General features: G+C 44.3%; 20 protein-coding genes. 11 read left to right on the plus strand and 9 right to left on the minus strand.

The window, feature by feature from the left end; genetic code table 11:
- Positions 1–91: 91 nt before the first annotated feature.
- Complete coding sequence (locus tag FIU99_RS22630) at positions 92–517, minus strand: MarR family winged helix-turn-helix transcriptional regulator (RefSeq protein WP_006961654.1); 426 nt, start codon at positions 515–517, stop codon at positions 92–94.
- A 399-nt stretch (positions 518–916) separates the two neighbouring features.
- Here FIU99_RS22630 and FIU99_RS22635 point away from each other — a divergent pair, with 399 nt between their 5' ends.
- The 9 genes from FIU99_RS22635 to FIU99_RS22675 all read left to right on the plus strand — a co-directional run bounded on the left by FIU99_RS22635 (position 917) and on the right by FIU99_RS22675 (position 7,773).
- A complete protein-coding gene (locus FIU99_RS22635) occupies positions 917–2,389 on the plus strand; it encodes an AMP-binding protein (protein WP_006961652.1) in 1,473 nt (490 codons plus the stop codon).
- Between the two features lie 9 nt (positions 2,390–2,398).
- Positions 2,399–2,653: an acyl carrier protein gene (locus FIU99_RS22640; protein WP_006961650.1), complete on the plus strand. Its 255-nt coding sequence runs from the start codon at positions 2,399–2,401 to the stop codon at positions 2,651–2,653.
- Between the two features lie 50 nt (positions 2,654–2,703).
- Positions 2,704–3,081 carry an ectoine synthase gene (locus FIU99_RS22645; RefSeq protein WP_006961648.1) on the plus strand — a complete coding sequence of 126 codons (378 nt, stop codon included), beginning with the start codon at positions 2,704–2,706 and terminating at the stop codon, positions 3,079–3,081.
- A 36-nt stretch (positions 3,082–3,117) separates the two neighbouring features.
- Positions 3,118–4,977: an acyl-CoA dehydrogenase family protein gene (locus tag FIU99_RS22650; RefSeq protein ID WP_006961635.1), complete on the plus strand. Its 1,860-nt coding sequence runs from the start codon at positions 3,118–3,120 to the stop codon at positions 4,975–4,977.
- Positions 4,974–5,576 (plus strand): DsbA family protein, encoded by a 603-nt coding sequence (locus tag FIU99_RS22655; RefSeq protein ID WP_019276344.1) that lies wholly within the window; start codon positions 4,974–4,976, stop codon positions 5,574–5,576. Before FIU99_RS22650 ends, FIU99_RS22655 begins: the two co-directional genes overlap by 4 nt.
- 70 nt (positions 5,577–5,646) lie before the next feature.
- Positions 5,647–5,967, plus strand: a complete 321-nt coding sequence (locus FIU99_RS22660; RefSeq protein WP_029236175.1) for a multidrug efflux SMR transporter — start codon at positions 5,647–5,649, stop codon at positions 5,965–5,967.
- A gap of 49 nt (positions 5,968–6,016) precedes the next feature.
- Positions 6,017–6,412: a multidrug efflux SMR transporter gene (locus tag FIU99_RS22665; protein ID WP_006961632.1), complete on the plus strand. Its 396-nt coding sequence runs from the start codon at positions 6,017–6,019 to the stop codon at positions 6,410–6,412.
- Between the two features lie 69 nt (positions 6,413–6,481).
- Positions 6,482–6,961 (plus strand): nucleoside deaminase, encoded by a 480-nt coding sequence (locus tag FIU99_RS22670; RefSeq protein ID WP_006961631.1) that lies wholly within the window; start codon positions 6,482–6,484, stop codon positions 6,959–6,961.
- Positions 6,961–7,773 carry a maleate cis-trans isomerase gene (locus FIU99_RS22675; protein WP_006961630.1) on the plus strand — a complete coding sequence of 271 codons (813 nt, stop codon included), beginning with the start codon at positions 6,961–6,963 and terminating at the stop codon, positions 7,771–7,773. Before FIU99_RS22670 ends, FIU99_RS22675 begins: the two co-directional genes overlap by 1 nt.
- A gap of 72 nt (positions 7,774–7,845) precedes the next feature.
- Here FIU99_RS22675 and FIU99_RS22680 read toward each other — a convergent pair whose 3' ends face one another.
- From FIU99_RS22680 to FIU99_RS22705, 6 genes are all read right to left on the minus strand, one after another.
- The gene (locus tag FIU99_RS22680) at positions 7,846–8,280 is read right to left on the minus strand and encodes a GNAT family N-acetyltransferase (RefSeq protein ID WP_039952186.1); all 435 of its coding nucleotides are present in this window, start codon (positions 8,278–8,280) and stop codon (positions 7,846–7,848) included.
- Between the two features lie 91 nt (positions 8,281–8,371).
- On the minus strand, positions 8,372–9,136 hold the full coding sequence (locus tag FIU99_RS22685; RefSeq protein WP_006961629.1) for a carbon-nitrogen hydrolase family protein: 765 nt from the start codon (positions 9,134–9,136) through the stop codon (positions 8,372–8,374).
- A gap of 38 nt (positions 9,137–9,174) precedes the next feature.
- Complete coding sequence (locus tag FIU99_RS27570; RefSeq protein ID WP_080555946.1) at positions 9,175–9,384, minus strand: GDCCVxC domain-containing (seleno)protein; 210 nt, start codon at positions 9,382–9,384, stop codon at positions 9,175–9,177.
- Between the two features lie 50 nt (positions 9,385–9,434).
- Positions 9,435–9,839 (minus strand): fosfomycin resistance glutathione transferase, encoded by a 405-nt coding sequence (fos, locus tag FIU99_RS22695; protein ID WP_039952185.1) that lies wholly within the window; start codon positions 9,837–9,839, stop codon positions 9,435–9,437.
- Positions 9,840–9,864: 25 nt separating this feature from the next.
- Positions 9,865–10,572, minus strand: a complete 708-nt coding sequence (locus tag FIU99_RS22700) for a class I SAM-dependent methyltransferase (protein ID WP_006961627.1) — start codon at positions 10,570–10,572, stop codon at positions 9,865–9,867.
- Positions 10,573–10,662: 90 nt separating this feature from the next.
- Positions 10,663–11,013 (minus strand): DUF4144 family protein, encoded by a 351-nt coding sequence (locus tag FIU99_RS22705; RefSeq protein WP_006961626.1) that lies wholly within the window; start codon positions 11,011–11,013, stop codon positions 10,663–10,665.
- A 451-nt stretch (positions 11,014–11,464) separates the two neighbouring features.
- Here FIU99_RS22705 and FIU99_RS22710 point away from each other — a divergent pair, with 451 nt between their 5' ends.
- Complete coding sequence (locus FIU99_RS22710; RefSeq protein ID WP_006961625.1) at positions 11,465–11,875, plus strand: hypothetical protein; 411 nt, start codon at positions 11,465–11,467, stop codon at positions 11,873–11,875.
- Positions 11,876–11,969: 94 nt separating this feature from the next.
- Positions 11,970–13,955, plus strand: a complete 1,986-nt coding sequence (locus FIU99_RS22715; protein ID WP_006961624.1) for a hypothetical protein — start codon at positions 11,970–11,972, stop codon at positions 13,953–13,955.
- Between the two features lie 85 nt (positions 13,956–14,040).
- Here FIU99_RS22715 and FIU99_RS22720 read toward each other — a convergent pair whose 3' ends face one another.
- Together FIU99_RS22720 and FIU99_RS22725 are read right to left on the minus strand one after the other, a co-directional pair.
- Positions 14,041–14,331, minus strand: a complete 291-nt coding sequence (locus FIU99_RS22720; RefSeq protein ID WP_006961623.1) for a hypothetical protein — start codon at positions 14,329–14,331, stop codon at positions 14,041–14,043.
- A gap of 1 nt (position 14,332) precedes the next feature.
- The gene (locus FIU99_RS22725) at positions 14,333–15,286 is read right to left on the minus strand and encodes an alpha/beta hydrolase (RefSeq protein ID WP_006961622.1); all 954 of its coding nucleotides are present in this window, start codon (positions 15,284–15,286) and stop codon (positions 14,333–14,335) included.
- Positions 15,287–15,422: the final 136 nt, after the last annotated feature.

Below are 15,422 nucleotides of genomic sequence, written 5' to 3' on the forward strand. Positions count from 1 at the left end.
AGAGTATTTTATGGGCAGGCAGCGATCCTTGCTTTTGACGGTGCTGCCATAACCTTCGCGAGGGTAAAAGAGAGGGGATATTCCAGTGTCGCTACAGTTGGATCATCTCGCGCAGGCCTTGCACTATTTCGGCATTGTCTTCGGTCAGAGCTGCTTCACTCAGCGCATTGTTAAGGAATTCAGCATAATCTTTTTCTGCTGAGGTTTGAGCCTCTCGGCCTTTGCCAGTTAATACGGTGTAAACGCCTCGCTTATCTTTTGGGCACAAATCACGGATAGTGTGGCCGCCTTTTTCGAGTCTTTCTACGAGTCTGGTGACGGAACTTTGATTCAATCCTAAGCATTTAGCGAGCTCTTGCATTCTTAGTTCTGAATCAGGGGCCTCAATTAACAAGCTTAGCGCTCGGTACTCTGTAATACCTAACCCATGTTTTTGTTGTAGCTCTTTCGCTATCTGGGCTTCAACGCTGTCGATGACAATTTTCAGTTTTTGCCAGAGAAGAAATTGCGTTTTCATTTGAGGACCTCTTCGTCGTTGGTGAGGCGTCACCCTTACCGATTTGTTGTTATTTGCTTATATAAATATGTACATGCATTTAATTTGTAAGACCGAATTATAGCAGTAGAACAGATTATTGTGAAACTCTTCACATATTTAGTGTTTTATAAAGTTCTCATTTTAGGCGTTTCATTGCATCGATTTATTTTATTAAATTCAAAATCATCATTATAAAGAACTGTTTCATATAACCTATTTATATATATTTGTCGATTAACCTCTTGTTCTAGTAATAAAAACACATAATTTTCATTCTAAATATCAAACATGTTGTATGTGCAAGCATGTTGACATGATTATCGCTGATTAATAATATGCTTGCACATGCAAGTTAATGTTATTAGACAAGGAAGAGTCATGAAACTGGCGAGGGTTGTGTCAGCGCTATCGGAAAAAGTGAAAAAAGATCCAGAAAGCACGGCATTTGTTACTGAAGATAAAACATGGAGTTACCGCCAATTTGATCAGCTTGTTCAGCGTGCCGAACAAGAATTGGTCCGACTGAAGGTCCCTATTCAGGTAACTGTTGCTGTGTCTGCGGTAAAGTCTGTTGCAAATGTGGCTTTGTGCGTGGCTCTTGGTCAAAAGGGCTGCACTCCATTACTGATTTCTAAAGATTTGGGTAGTGAAGTTAAACCTCACATTTATCAAAAAGCCGCTGTCTGCTGTGAGCTGGTGATAAGTGAAGTCGAAGGCAAGGTTTCAGTTGTTGGGTCCTGGGATTTTGAGCGAGCGCCTCATGCTGAGGACGATAAAGATGTGGCATTAATGCTCACAACATCAGGGTCAACTGGTGTTCCTAAGGTTGTTCGCTTAACTCAAAGCGGAATCGATGCATTTGTTAACTGGTCAGAAGAATTCTTTAGCCTTGGCAATGAATCCAAGGTTTTGAGTTACGCACCACTGAACTTTGATTTGAGCCTATTGGAAGTATGGGCGCCACTGATGCTCGGGGCTTGCGTGATTATGGTGAGTCAGGAAAAAGCAACGCAGGCTTCTTATCTCAAAGCTTTAGTTTCTCGAACTCAACCAAACCTTATACAAGGTGTACCTATGCTTTATACGTTGCTTTGCCAGGATAGTCAGGCAGAGTCAAGCGTGTATTCACCTGAACATATTGTGTTCACGGGGGACGTCACGACGAAATCATTGAGAGAGCAAGTCGCGGCATACTATCCCTCTTCCCGCTTCCACAATATTTATGGTTGTACGGAAACCAATGACTCATTTGTTTTTAGTGCCGATGCTATAGAGATCAATCAGCTAGAAGTACTTCCTTTGGGAATACCTATTCAAGGCTCAACTTTTAAGATCGTTAATGATGAAGGTTTTGAGCTTAACGGTGCAGGTGAAGGGGAACTGCATACTTCTACGCCTTTCATGTCCCTTGGCTACACCGAGTCAGACAAAACGAGTCAGGCTTTCTATTTTGATGAAGCCAATAACCGATGGTTCTACAAATCGGGTGATCGGGTTTCCGTCAGTGACCGTGGAGAGATTTCATTGATTGGTCGAACTGATTTCATTGTAAAGGTTCGAGGCGTGCGCACTAATTTAAAGGATATCGAACATGTCATTAACCTTTCGCAGCAGGTCAAAGAGTCACTTGTATTGGCGGTGAGAGATGAGGTTGCGGGCTCAGTACTTCACGCCGTTGTTCACTGTAATTCAGAACAGGATTTCGATGGGATGTCCCTGCGTCTGCTGTGCGCCAAGCATCTTCCCAGAACGTCTATTCCATCTCGTTTTCACGTTAGTAAAACTTCCCTGCCTAGAACATCTACAGGGAAGCCGGACCGAACAAAAATTGCTCACACATTAAACCTATAGGAGAAAAACATGAACTACCGTACCGAGATCAAAAACTACATCTGCGGGGAGCTAGCCCCTGATATTGCTGCTGAGACGTTGCCTGAAGACTGTGATCTTCTTATGACAGGCGTCATTGATAGCTTGTCTCTTGTTCGACTTGTGGCCTGGCTAGAAGAAGAGTTTGAGATACCAACCGGTGATATTGAAATCGCACCTGAAGACTTCAGTTCGATCGAACGCATTGAACAATTTATTCATGAACATGCACCGCTAACAGCTTAGCTTTGCATTAAACGCTAAATCCAAACAACACGTATTTGAAGGAGCAAAAAATGATACATCGAAATAAAAAGGAACTTGAAGGTGTTCAGTGGGGCAATGGTTCAAGCTTTCGACTACTCACTGAGAAAGATGGGATGGGTTTTACGGTTTGTCACACCGTTGTAGAGGCGGGTAGTGAGTCTCGTCTTCAGTATCGTCGCCATTTAGAAGCTTGTTATTGCATCAGCGGCAAGGGGCAAGTGATTTCAGCCGATGGCAGCACAATCTATGATATTGAACCGGGTGCAATCTACGCACTTGATGAGAATGATCCACATATCCTGATTGCTGATGAAAGTGACGACTTACATCTAGTCAGCGTATTCAACCCTCCATTAACTGGCCAAGAGAAACATCAGCTAAGTGCTGATGGATTTTCACAGTACTAATTTGATTGTCCAATAACAGTTTCTAAAGGACGCAAAATGCAACGTCAGGATAAAAATATAAAAAAGCGTGCGAGAAGTTTCATCGATGCCGCGATACATGAATTAGAAAATGAAGCCAGTAGCGGACGGTTTCCGCGTGATAAATGGGAAGCAATTGCCAGAACTGGGATATTTGAGCGAGCAGTCAGTAGTGTTATCGACAAGCGTGAATCCGTGCTCTCGACCTTATACGGCTTAGAACGGCTGGGAGAAATATGTAAAGACTCCGGCCTGAGCTTCTCAGTGGCTACGCATTTAGCGAGCACGATTACCGCTCTGAATAAGTTTGGCTCGCAGGAGCTTAAACATGAGTTTATGGAATCGTTAGTCAAAGGTCGTCTGATCGGTGCTCATGCCATCAGCGAACCGCAAGCTGGATCGGATGCACTCAGTATGACGACAACGGCGAGAGAAGAGGGTGATGACTATGTGCTCAACGGACACAAAGCTTTTGTCACTAACGGAAGCATCGCTGACGTTATCGTTGTATACGCAAAAACCAGTGATTCGAGTACAGCAGACTGTGTTTCCGCGTTTTTAGTTGATACCAAAACTCAAGGTGTGCGCCTTGGGAAAGAGATGGAGAAAGTGGGCCTACATACTTCTCCTCTATGTGAACTGACACTGGAAGAGTGTCGTGTTCCCAAAGCCAATATGATTGGCCGACGTGGAGCTGGTTTTTTCGTTCTCAGTCATGTGATGCAAAGAGAAATTCTCTTTGCCTTTATGCTCAATGTGGGGGAGATGAAACGTCGCTTAGATCGCTGTGTCAGCTACGTGAACTCGCGTCATCAATTTGATAGCCCTATTGGTTCGTTTCAATCGGTCTCCAACCGAATTGCAGACATGAAAATCCGCTATGAACTGAGTCGTCAGTGGCTTTACCACGTTGCTGAAAAAATGATTGATAACAAGGACATTACGAGTGAAGTGGCTATCGCTAAAGTGTTCGTTAGCGAAAACGCTTTGGCGACATCGGTCGATGCACTTCACATTCACGGTGGATACGGTTATGTCGCGTCAAATGGTTTTGGCGAGGAGGTGTGTAACGCACTGTCAGGGCCAATCTATTCGGGAACAAATGATATCCAACGAGGGCGAATCGCCGCGATGTTGGGGGTAGCAACTCAAAGTAAAAAGCGATCAGAGAGCAACCAGATTCGCGTGCCGAATGTTAAGAAAACCCTCAAAGTAGCTGAACATTCTGAGAGTGAGGCCGTGTTTAATTATCAGCATCCTGATGTGCAGTCATTTGTGCAAAAAGCGTTAGGTTCAGAGAAACTCAACAAGCGAGAGACCGCGGTCAAACTCTACTATGCAGTGCGAGACAAAATTGCGTACATGGTGTTCAACACAGACATCAGTGAGAAGGGTCTCCGAGCGAGCTCTATTGTCAAAGCAGGTATAGGTTTTTGTTTGCACAAGGCGATTCTTTACGCTGCCACCTGTCATTCTCAAGGTATTGAATGTCGTATCGTCGCCAATCGGGTGAACAACCATATCTCAACGCCTGAGCTGCAGGACCTAGTCGGTGGAGAAGTATTCTTACATTGGTACAACGAAGTCAAAATTGACGGTAAGTGGCTTAAAGTTTCCCCGGTGTTTAATAGCTTACTGTGCAAGTTGTATGGGTTAGAAACACTTGAGTTTGATGGCTTTAGCGATGCGCTTGCGCAGCCATATAGCGACGGCGGCACCATGAATTACATCGGTGAACCGATTCGGTTTGAACAGCCAAACTACCAACAATTGATCGATTTGGTTGATGCCCACCACCCGAACATGGTGACGGAGTCAGGTACGGTTCCGCAGGCTAGAAAACCAACGTCTTCTAATGAGAACAGGTCGATTTTATGAAAAAGCAAATTCAGATTTATACCGACTACGTCTGCCCGTACTGCTTGCTTGCAGATCACGTGATTAACAAGGTCATTCAGGGATTAGATGTTGAAATCAAATGGCGTCCTTTTGAATTAAGGCCCGCTCCAGTACCGACACTAAGAACGGAAGACCGATATTTGCCAGAAATTTGGGAGCGTTCTGTGTACCCAATGGCAGCGAAGTTAGGAGTGGCGTTGAAACTCCCTGAAATTTCTCCTCAACCGAGAACAGACAAAGCTTTCCAAGTGTTTGCACTGGCAGAGCAAGTGGGTCTAGGGGACGAATTTTCAGTTGCCGTTATGAAGGCTTTTTTCCAACAGGAAAGAGATATTGGTGAGCCAGATGTTCTTGCCGATATTGCCAGCCAGATTGGCATGGAGAGAGATGAGGTTCTTGAAGCTTTATCAAATGGAACCTACTTAGAGCACCACCAAACGGCGCTGAAACATGCGGTTGAAGAGGCTCGTATCTCCTCTGTTCCAACCATTTATGTTGGTTCACGAAAGTTCTCAGGCGTCCCAGACCCGACAGAGCTAAGACTCGCGATAGAAGCGTTGGACGAAATACAAGCTTAAAAAGGCATTAAAAGTGTGGCTTAGGGAAACTGAGTCACAACAATCATAAACACTAGGAGATATTAATATGATCAGTTGGCTTTACCTCGGCACGGCAGTGCTATTTGAAATCGCAGTGGCTATCTCTGCTGGCAATGCGAATGGCTTCACTAACCCAAAGTGGACCGCAGCGACATTGATTAGTGGTGCGATAGCTACTTTCTTCCTAAGCCTCGCTCTACTCAGTTTTGATGTCGGGGTGGGGTATTCAATTTGGACTTCTGCAGCTGGTGTCGGAATTGTCATCTTAGGCGCTTTGTTCTTTGGTGAACGTCTGAGCTTACAAAAGCTGTCAGGCATTGTTCTGGTTATTGGTGGAGTGATTGGTCTGAGAATGAGTGGCGCTGCATAAACTACGTCGATAAATCATAAAAATTATTAAAAAATAAGAGGTTAATAACATGGCAACAACTAAACAGAACAAAGCAAGTACAAAACAGGCTTGGATAATGCTGCTGCTGGCAGGCGTATTTGAAATCGGCTATGCATTGAGTGTGGCGGGAAGTGAAGCATTCACCGTTTTAAAATGGTCTGTATCCGCCGTCATTTTCTTTTTGCTGACACTTTATGCACTCAGTGTGGCCCTTAAAGAAATCGATGTTGGTATTGGTTATGCGGTTTGGGCTGGTATCGGGGCAATTGGTGCTGCGGTATTTGGCGCTATTGTCTTTGACCAAACGCTGACTCTGTATCAAGCATTTTGGCTAAGTGTCATTATCGCTGGTGTTATATGGCTCAAGTTGGCGAGTAGTGAAAAGCTTCAATCTTCTGACCAAGTATTAGCTTCAAACCAATGATCGATTGAGGTGTAAGTGGTGCTGAAAATACCCACTTACACCCAGATTTTAATTCTATGCGAGGTGAATATGTGTAAGAGCAAGATCGAAAATATGGATACGCTTTTAGATGGTCTGGTGAATTACTCAGTCGATCATGTGCATCAGGGCGGCATCCCTTTCACGGCTTATGTTGTTAATTCAAAAGGAGAGGTGCTTGGCAAAGGGGTTAATAGAGTACTGGAAAACCATGATCCTACAGCGCATGCAGAGGTGGAAGCGATTCGTGATGCATGCCGAAATACCAAGTCTTCTCATCTCAGAGGTTTAACGCTGCTCGCCTCAGGTGAACCATGTGCCATGTGCTACTTGAATGCACTATTCGCTGGTATTAGTGAGGTGGTTTATGTCGCTGATAGAGATGAAGCCGCACGTCATGGTTTTGATTATCGCAACTCATACTCGGCATTGGCAGGGTTCCCCGAAAACTGGGGAATGCTGGTTCGTAAACAATCAACGGAAAATGCGCTTGAACCATTCAAGCTATTGCAAAGTAAAAGGAAATTTTAATGAGTAAGCTGGAACTGGAAGTTCAGAACACACAATCAATTGAACATTTATTCGAGCCAGATGGCTGGAACAGAACGGCTCGAATTGGTGTTGTGGTACCGCATGCTGATGTTGGCCCAGAAGCCGAAATTGGCGCCATGGCAGGAGATCATGCAACGGTTCACGGCAGTCGTATCTTTTTTTCAGCGATGAGAGCGGGTGGTGAGATGGATGACAAAATTCCTCATGCTCCTGTGGAATCTTTTGTGCAGGCACCTTATCTGGATGAGGCTGTAGAGGCAGTTTGTCAGTCACCAATTGATTGTGTGGGTTTAGCCTTTACCAGTTCAGCTTATAAACATGGACCGGATGGAGAAAGAGCGCTGATTGAACGCCTTAAACCAGTAGCAAGAGAGATACCGATTGTTTCAACTTGTCTTTCTGCGGAGCGTGCACTTAAGAAACTGGGAACTCAAAAGCTAGCGGTAGTGAACCCTGCGTGGTTTGACTATGACCTAAGCGCACAAGGCGCGAGTTACTTTGAAAAAGCGGGATTCAATGTCGTTCATCATAGTTCTTGTGGTATTCAAAGTGGGCAAAAGTATGTTACGCCTCAAGCACTTTACACTTGGATAAAAGACGTTGTTTTAGACTCAGGTGCTGACACTGTTTTTGTCGGTGGTAACGGACAAAGATCTGTTGGCATTATTAAAGCGGTTGAAGAAACATTAGGTGTTACCATTATCACTGGGAATCAGCTAATTTTGTGGGACGCATTACGTTCAATTGGCTCAGATGCCAAGATTGAACGTTATGGCAGGCTTTTCAGCTAGAGCATGTTTTGAGGCAGTTGGCATGGGTTAACTGCCTTTGTTCTAGTCTAAGGTTTTCGACTAGCGGATTATTCAGACGTTGGAATTACTAGAAGAATTATACGAATACATCCTGATGTTATCTCTAGGGAACCACCCCAGTTTCTCATAGAATTTTTGGGCATTGAGGTTGTCGTCGTAGACAAACAGGTGAGTTTTAGGAATACCAATCTTGGCTAGTGCGTTAATGGATTGGCTTATTAACTGATAGCCAATTCTCTGACCACGAAACTGAGGCAAGACTGCTAGGTGTTGCAGATAGCCCCTCCTGCCATCGGTTCCAACTAAGACGGCGCCGATAATATTACCTTCACTGATTGCTACGAAGCTTAAATTGGGGTTTCTGTCGAGGTAGAGCGCAATGTTCTCACGAGAATCGGCATCTCTTACGGACATGCCTTCAGTCTGAAGCCACAACCGGATTACGGCGTCGTAATCTTCGATTGTCATTGGGCGGATGGTCACCAATTTAGCCTCCTTGCTAAGCAGATGATGTTGGACGTAAAAATGTTTTAAGTCAATAACTATCAATAAGTTACCGCTTTGTCAAAATTGGCGCCTAATAGCCGCTTTCCTGAAGAGAGTGAAACTGTGCTGAAAGGTGGTTTTTACTCATTGTACAAATAAGCAAGCCTTGTTGAGCATTGTCGGATGTACCTGCTAATTCCCCTTGAGCATTCCAAACACTGTTCTTGCCGCAAGTATCCCATCCACCTGTTTTCGATATGTGATTGCAAAGGAGGACTGGGAACGCATGGTTACGAGCAATGCCAGACAAAATATTAGCATCAGGGGTGAAACCAGTTGGTGAGATCAGAGCACTAACAAGATAAAGGTCGGCTTTGTTGTCGGCTGCGCCTTGGGCGTGCTCAGGTTCAGTAAAATCTGCACATACGGCAAGCGCAATACACTTATTATTAATGTTGAGCACGTAATTGTTTTTTCCTGCAGCGCAATACGCGCCTTCACCGTCATGCAGATACTGTTTGGAGTAGAACTCGATCTCTCCGTTTGGAAAGCAAATAACCGCGGCAATATATGGTTTTGAGTCTGGCACTGCAAGCGGACAGCCCGCAATGACCGTAATATTATGCGCAGTAGCTGCGGACGAAAGTGTATTAATCGCAGGAGTTGATAGATCAAAGGCAAGTTCGTCGGCTAGATCCAGCTCGTACCCTGTTAAAGACAGTTCGGGAAACACGACGAGATTTGCACCAAGTTGAGAAGATTGCTCCACATACATAAGGTGAGTGTGCAAATTGGCTTCAATGTCTCCTCGCTTGGCTGGAGCCTGAGCCAAACCAATGATAAGTGTTTGTTCCATCTTTAGTTATGCCTTTCCTTTAATGGCTTGCCGCTAGGCTACTGGCAGCATTTTCCTGAAATCTGAATGGGTGGGCAGGGAATCGTGCCATAAGAGCAAAATACACAGCAGTCTCCTGCCAGTGGCTTAAGTAGTTCGCCACAGCTTTTACATTCATAGAAGTAAACGCAGGCGTTATCTGGCATAGATTCTAGACTCGAAAAACCGCATTTAGGGCAAGTCAGTTTGGATACTGTTACTACTTCCATAGTTGCATCTCCACCATGTGCACTATTTAAGCATAGGTGCGAATATCAGACTAGGGTTTCAACCACTTTAAACCATGGTAAGGTTTTGATTTTAAGCTTTGTAAGCGACTTTCCAAACTTCCACAGTGAATCTCTAGTTTATGCCTATCGGGATCGAGAATATACACAGAGGAACCTTCACTTTGGTTACTTTTCCATTGCTCAGCTTTGTGCTTTTCTAGGTGTTCACATAATGTAGTAAAGTCTTCCTCAGCGACATTAAATGCAATATGACTGTAATCGGTTTTAGGGCAAGGTGAGTCTAGAGATAGGCACAACCACAATTCCCCTATCGAGAGGTAAGCACCTTTCTCCCATTTGACCTCTCCCTCGAAGCCAAGAACACGAGTATAGAAGTCCAACGAACGTTCTACGTTACTTACAGCGAGAGTGATGTGGTTGAGTCCGGTTATCATCGTTTATCCAACAGGTTTTGTTTGATTAGTCTGCGCTTGGCTTTTCACAACGGAAGAAAATGAAATTAGGGTTGTTCTTCAAACGCTGATAAGTAGCTTCACAAACGGATTTCACTTTTTCATCCACGTTACCTTCGGTAATACGAGATATCTTTAACCCAGACGCACTAATTGCCTCACTTATTTCCATCAGAGAGCGTCGATAGAAGCTCACTTTGACCGGCGTACCGACCGTGTTCCACTCTTCTTCGATGTATTCGCGTTCAAAGTAATTGCCCGAGATTGAACATTCAAAATCTGCAAAAGGGTGATGGGTTGAAAATACGATGTAGCCGCCGGGTTTAAGGACTCGATACATATCCGCGAAGACTGATGTGAGATCTTCGATATAGTGCAACACTAGAGGGCAGACGATGACATCGGCGCTACTGTTTGACTCTTGAGGAAGGCCTTTCGCAATATCCTGTACGTAAGCGCTGACTTGATCGCCCAGTTTGGCCTGAACAAGATCGATCATATCGCTAGACGCATCAACACAAGTTAGTTGCTTCACCGATTGGCTGATAAACCACTCAGCATACACGCCTGAACCGCAGCCCATGTCAACGACATCAGCACCTGAAAGGTCATCGAGAAGCGCCATGGTTGAAGGGCGTTCTAGCAAGGCGTTGTAAATGTTGTCCTTGACGACAGCATCGTACTGTTTAGCGTGTTTGGTGTACATTTCAGACATGATAGAGACCTTTTGTGTGAGCAGCGAATCCGCTATAGGAGAGAAGCGTATTGTAAGCGCGAACGTCCGGCGTGAACAAATGTTGATCTTTTATTGATCGCGTAATGAATCGATCGCGGTGTGAATGGAATCAAATTGAATCTTTATAATACAAACTTGAGCTTTGCTGAATTCATGTGCCTGAATTAGTTCGGTTATTTCGGTCAAGTCGTATGTTTTTGGCATCATGTTTAACCCGATTTTTTCAGAGTCTGATTCCAGTTGGAAACACCTCCCTCCAGAATCGATGACCAAATCGTTGGTGTCGAGTATCAGTGATTCTAATTCTCGAAAAAGCATATCTTGTGAAGCGAGGAAAATGAGTTCGTTATCACCTTCGAACTTAAGTAAAGCGGGCCATTGAATCTCACAGCCCTCTTTGTTGATTGCGGTATCTATCAAAACGATTCCTTGGGTTTTTGGGTGAACAAAACTTGATCAAGACTCTATTGTATAAACATTTTCCTTTTTTGATGTGAGATATCAACCATTTAATTTTTGCTGACTTTAATACATAGATGTGGTGCTTTGGCCTATTGCTGCTCCCTTGTTTAATGTTGGATTTGTTACTTTAACTATTTGATTAAAATTGTTTTTTTGGGGCTTGAATTTGGTGGCTTCTTAGTGTTCTTAGTCTTGTGACGCTTTTTTAGGTATGCCTAGGAGATGGTTAATATGAAGTTTGTATATTTAAGATGTTGTTTTATATTTATTTTTATTCATTGAGTGCATAAAAAGATAAAACGGCTATTTCCTACAGTAATCGTAGCTTTATGCGGATTGAATGGCTGTTTGTTAGTGATATACATTCTCATTGGGATTGTTCCCGCTATAAATATTTGGAGAATTAAAATTGAAAACTAACAACGTCATTGGCTTAGTGGCCCTACTTGCTGCAACCTGCGTTTCAGCTACTGAAACCATTACCTTTCCTGAAGCTTCTTCTTCAGTTCCAGATGCACCTATTGTCTTTCCGAAATCTCAGCACCCGATCGCTCTGTTAGGCGGCTACACAGTTGAAGATGGGGTTCTGAGGTCTAGAACTTACGACTGTGGCATTAATATCAGTGATTTAAACCTTACCGCTAAGCTGATATGGGATGGAGTTACACCTAAACTGGCCATAATGGGTGACGATTTAATCATGTGCCGCTCGGGAGCAAACAGCCCGTTTGAGCTTGACCTTAATGCCTTCTTTAATAACCTTCCTGATCATGTTCTAACTCGTTTAGAAGTGGCAAATCCAGTCGACTTCAATCGCTAATCCCTAGATTCATGACGAACTGAAGTTCTTACCTCATTTAGGGCACTACTCATCAGATTGTGCCCTTTTTCAATACACTACAGAATATAAAATTGTGAAAAAAATACTGTTGTCTATTTTAGCGCTTGGGCTAAGTTTACCCACGAGCGCGACTTCCTCTGTGTACAATCAATACGAACATCATAAAGCGATGAGGGATAAGGTCAGTCAGTGGGTGGACTGGCAATCTCAGGAGCATTCACTCAGTGCAGTCGACGCGCTCAATGTGGTGAAAAAGAAGCACGGCATTACCTATATGCCAGACTTGTTTTTTACGCGGCTGAAGGAATCTGCCAACCAAAATTTTAGTACAGAAGGTCTCTCTTCATTAGATGTCGCCATCATTAATGAGTCAGCTACGTTATTCGTTATGTCACAGGCTCACGATTTGCCTCATTATGAGCTGTTTCCAGCAGAGTATATGAAGCAGACTTTTCTGGACAACTTGTCACGAGAGCTAGAGCTTGCTTCCCCTTCAGCGGAAGATGAAGCACTGTATCTGCAACGTTATTATCAAAATGATCTTCCTGGTTTGGCCATATACTCGATAGCGTTGAACATAAGTTTAGAAAAGTATGGAGAATCTCAACTGCTCCAAAAGCTAGCACAGCAAACGGGTAGTCGTTATGCAGACTCAATACGTCAATTTTTGATTTCAGGTTTCTCAGGAGGAGGAGCATTCAAAGATCGCTTAGAAGAGGTGTTATTGGCTGAACTTAAGCAATCGGCAACTGACTGGAAGCCTGTCTATGACGACTTTTCGCAGTATCAAAATGGTTCACATCCCTATGCTCGAGTTGGAGCTATGTTGCAAACGACACTTTTGGCCCGCTGGCCATCGCTAAGAGAGGCAAATAGGGAAAACCTACAGGATTGGTATCAACATATTGAGAATCTACCTGGCTCAAAATATGGTTACTCTATGGTCGGCGAAGCTTTGGTTAACGATGTTCGTCAAATAAAACAACAACCGCATCATAGTCGTTGGAGCTTTCCTTCGCTAGCTGCGATCACGATAGTGACGCTAATTGCTCCTGAGGTGGTTGGCGAGTTAGCGTTGGGAGAAATCGCGCAAGGGCTACTGTTTTCAAGGACGATGTTTAATGGAGCGAGAGTGGCTGATGCCGTCTATACGAGCGAAGTTGTTGAACTTGCCACAGAAGAAACAGCGGTATTGGGCGAACAGATGACACAAAGTGGCGCTTTACAGGTGAGTAAGGTCGTTGACTCAACACTCATTGGGCAACAAGTGGAGCCAGGGTTGCATTACTACTTAGGTGAAGGGGCTGCAGAAGGCGCTGATTTTGTCGCGAATATACAAGGAGCTTGGCAACGAGTTCGACGCTTCCCTTCAAGTAACGAGTATGCTTTGTTTGAAGGAGCTGGTTCTTTCGGCGTGCATAAGGTAACCCGAGCCGGAGCCACGGGGTGGTTGCTGAATCAAACCGCTACCAGCCTCAACAATTGGGTCTCCTCGGGTGAATATCGTCATGTACTACTACTTGGGAAAGGAGAGCCGGCGTCACTGTTTCGACATTTTGGAGAGAACGTTAAGAGTCGCTATGGTATCCCTCAAGGGAATTTGTATAGTGACGGTGACGTAAGCTCTCGCCACCTCAATAACTTGTTCCCTCACGCGCAATCCGATCAACTGTCATCTTTGACGTTCAATCATCGTTTGGATGTGGTTGCTCACGGTAATCCTTATGGCCCAGTTTGTATGAATCAAAGTGGTATTGAAACATCACTGACACCGACAGGATTGGCAAGAAAGCTTTTCGAGTTGGGTCTTCGACAGGTTGGTGTACTAAAGGTGCAGTCATGTAACGTTGGTGGAGGGTTTTATTTATCGAAGCTTGAAACAGAGCTAAAGAAAATCGGCATTGACGTTGGCTTTCTGGCCGCTCCGAAGGGATATTTAGTCCAGCTTCCTCGTTTACCGAGAGCCGTATTCGATCCGTTTCCTAACTTCAGCGCTGATCGCTATGAAGTGATATCGACAGGGTTGCATCAAGGCTTTCCGGGTACTCGATATCATTAAACGTTCGTAAACAAAGGAAAAATAAAAACGCATCACCCAGTCGGTGATGCGTTTTTGTTCTTATCATTTACTGGTTTCGGTACATCTACTCAAGCTTATCTAGCGCTTGGTAACGATCAAAGTCCACTTTGTGGTAGGTGCCTTCATCGATCATAATGGTGTGAAACTCTGCCTCACCGTCAGAGTTGATGAAATTAACTTCAAGCCACACCTGATCGTATTCGTCAATTAACCAGACTCGCCACAGCAAGTTAGAATCGATGACACGTTGATAAATTTCATAGGTGTCGTACAGATGGTGATTCACATCCCCAGAAGCACTCTGTAGATCGCTCGGTAGCTTAGTGACTTGAACCAGGTAATCCAATTCAATCATGTCAGTGGCCTCTGGTTAATGTACTTGGAGTCGAGCTAGCCAGCTCGGCGGCAATACGACTAATACAACGTACTGCTGATTGACTGACAGCAGAAAGTTGATAAAAACCATGTATGACACCTAAATATCGTTCACAATGCGCTTCTACACCATGCTTCAACAGCTGACGGTAAAGCAGCTCACCTTCGTCTCTTAATGGATCAAATTCTGCTGTGATAATAGAAGTTGGAGGTAAACCTCGAAAGTCACCACATAACAGCGGGTTGAGTTCAGGGTTTGCATCAATGTGCTCTGGACTTTTATCACCAAGATACATATCAAAGCCAGACAGCAGCATTTTGTCGGTAATGATGTAGTCGGTTGCATTAACTTTGTAACTGGCCGATGAACCGTGCGGATCAAGCATTGGGTAAATGAGAATCTGGCGCTCAGGTAGCCAGTCTTGTCTTTGCTTAAGGCGCATTGCTGTCACTAACGCGAGATGGCCGCCGGCACTATCGCCTACCAAGGAGATACGTTCGGTATCACCACCATATTTCGAGCCAATTTTTCGGATTGCGACAACGGCATTGTAGGCATCATCGTGAGCGGCAGGATAAGTGTGCTCTGGCGCCAATCGGTATTGAACGCTGATCACCACATTGTTAGATTCAGCCGCGAGTTGACGCAACTGCTGTTCATGGGTGTCAAAGCCTCCACTGATAAAGCAACCTCCGTGAAAGTAAATCGTTATCGGCAAGTGAGAAGCGTTGCTGGGTCTGAAAATTTTGAGCGTAATCCCGTCAACGATATCGATATACACCTGCGCCATCTCAGGGCCTTTGCCTGCCAACTCAACTGTTGATTGATAACCAGCACGTCTCGCTTCAATGGGTTGCTCAGAAGGACAAGGCTTTCCGGCTGCGATGAACCCTTCAACCAATTCTCGGATACCTGACTCTAAGTGTTCAATCATTATTATTCCTTACCACTAGACTGAATAGTTTTGATTCTAATTTTATAAATTCAATATGTGTATACATACAGTTCAGTTTTTGGGAGATAGCGGTCAAATCGCTGTGAATATGGGGATTAACGTAGCCTTAAGCAGT

Source organism: Vibrio sp. THAF64 (genome assembly GCF_009363455.1).
Taxonomy (GTDB): Bacteria; Pseudomonadota; Gammaproteobacteria; order Enterobacterales; family Vibrionaceae; genus Vibrio; species Vibrio coralliilyticus.

Excerpts from the sequence above, each read along its gene's own strand:
- FIU99_RS22630 (WP_006961654.1), bottom strand. The coding sequence starts at position 517 with ATGAAAACGCAATTTCTTCTCTGGCAAAAACTGAAAATTGTCATCGAC.
- FIU99_RS22635 (WP_006961652.1), top strand. The coding sequence starts at position 917 with ATGAAACTGGCGAGGGTTGTGTCAGCGCTATCGGAAAAAGTGAAAAAA.
- FIU99_RS22640 (WP_006961650.1), top strand. The coding sequence starts at position 2,399 with ATGAACTACCGTACCGAGATCAAAAACTACATCTGCGGGGAGCTAGCC.
- FIU99_RS22645 (WP_006961648.1), top strand. The coding sequence starts at position 2,704 with ATGATACATCGAAATAAAAAGGAACTTGAAGGTGTTCAGTGGGGCAAT.
- FIU99_RS22650 (WP_006961635.1), top strand. The coding sequence starts at position 3,118 with ATGCAACGTCAGGATAAAAATATAAAAAAGCGTGCGAGAAGTTTCATC.
- FIU99_RS22655 (WP_019276344.1), top strand. The coding sequence starts at position 4,974 with ATGAAAAAGCAAATTCAGATTTATACCGACTACGTCTGCCCGTACTGC.
- FIU99_RS22665 (WP_006961632.1), top strand. The coding sequence starts at position 6,017 with ATGGCAACAACTAAACAGAACAAAGCAAGTACAAAACAGGCTTGGATA.
- FIU99_RS22670 (WP_006961631.1), top strand. The coding sequence starts at position 6,482 with ATGTGTAAGAGCAAGATCGAAAATATGGATACGCTTTTAGATGGTCTG.
- FIU99_RS22675 (WP_006961630.1), top strand. The coding sequence starts at position 6,961 with ATGAGTAAGCTGGAACTGGAAGTTCAGAACACACAATCAATTGAACAT.
- FIU99_RS22685 (WP_006961629.1), bottom strand. The coding sequence starts at position 9,136 with ATGGAACAAACACTTATCATTGGTTTGGCTCAGGCTCCAGCCAAGCGA.
- FIU99_RS27570 (WP_080555946.1), bottom strand. The coding sequence starts at position 9,384 with ATGGAAGTAGTAACAGTATCCAAACTGACTTGCCCTAAATGCGGTTTT.
- fos (WP_039952185.1), bottom strand. The coding sequence starts at position 9,839 with ATGATAACCGGACTCAACCACATCACTCTCGCTGTAAGTAACGTAGAA.
- FIU99_RS22700 (WP_006961627.1), bottom strand. The coding sequence starts at position 10,572 with ATGTCTGAAATGTACACCAAACACGCTAAACAGTACGATGCTGTCGTC.
- FIU99_RS22720 (WP_006961623.1), bottom strand. The coding sequence starts at position 14,331 with ATGATTGAATTGGATTACCTGGTTCAAGTCACTAAGCTACCGAGCGAT.
- FIU99_RS22725 (WP_006961622.1), bottom strand. The coding sequence starts at position 15,286 with ATGATTGAACACTTAGAGTCAGGTATCCGAGAATTGGTTGAAGGGTTC.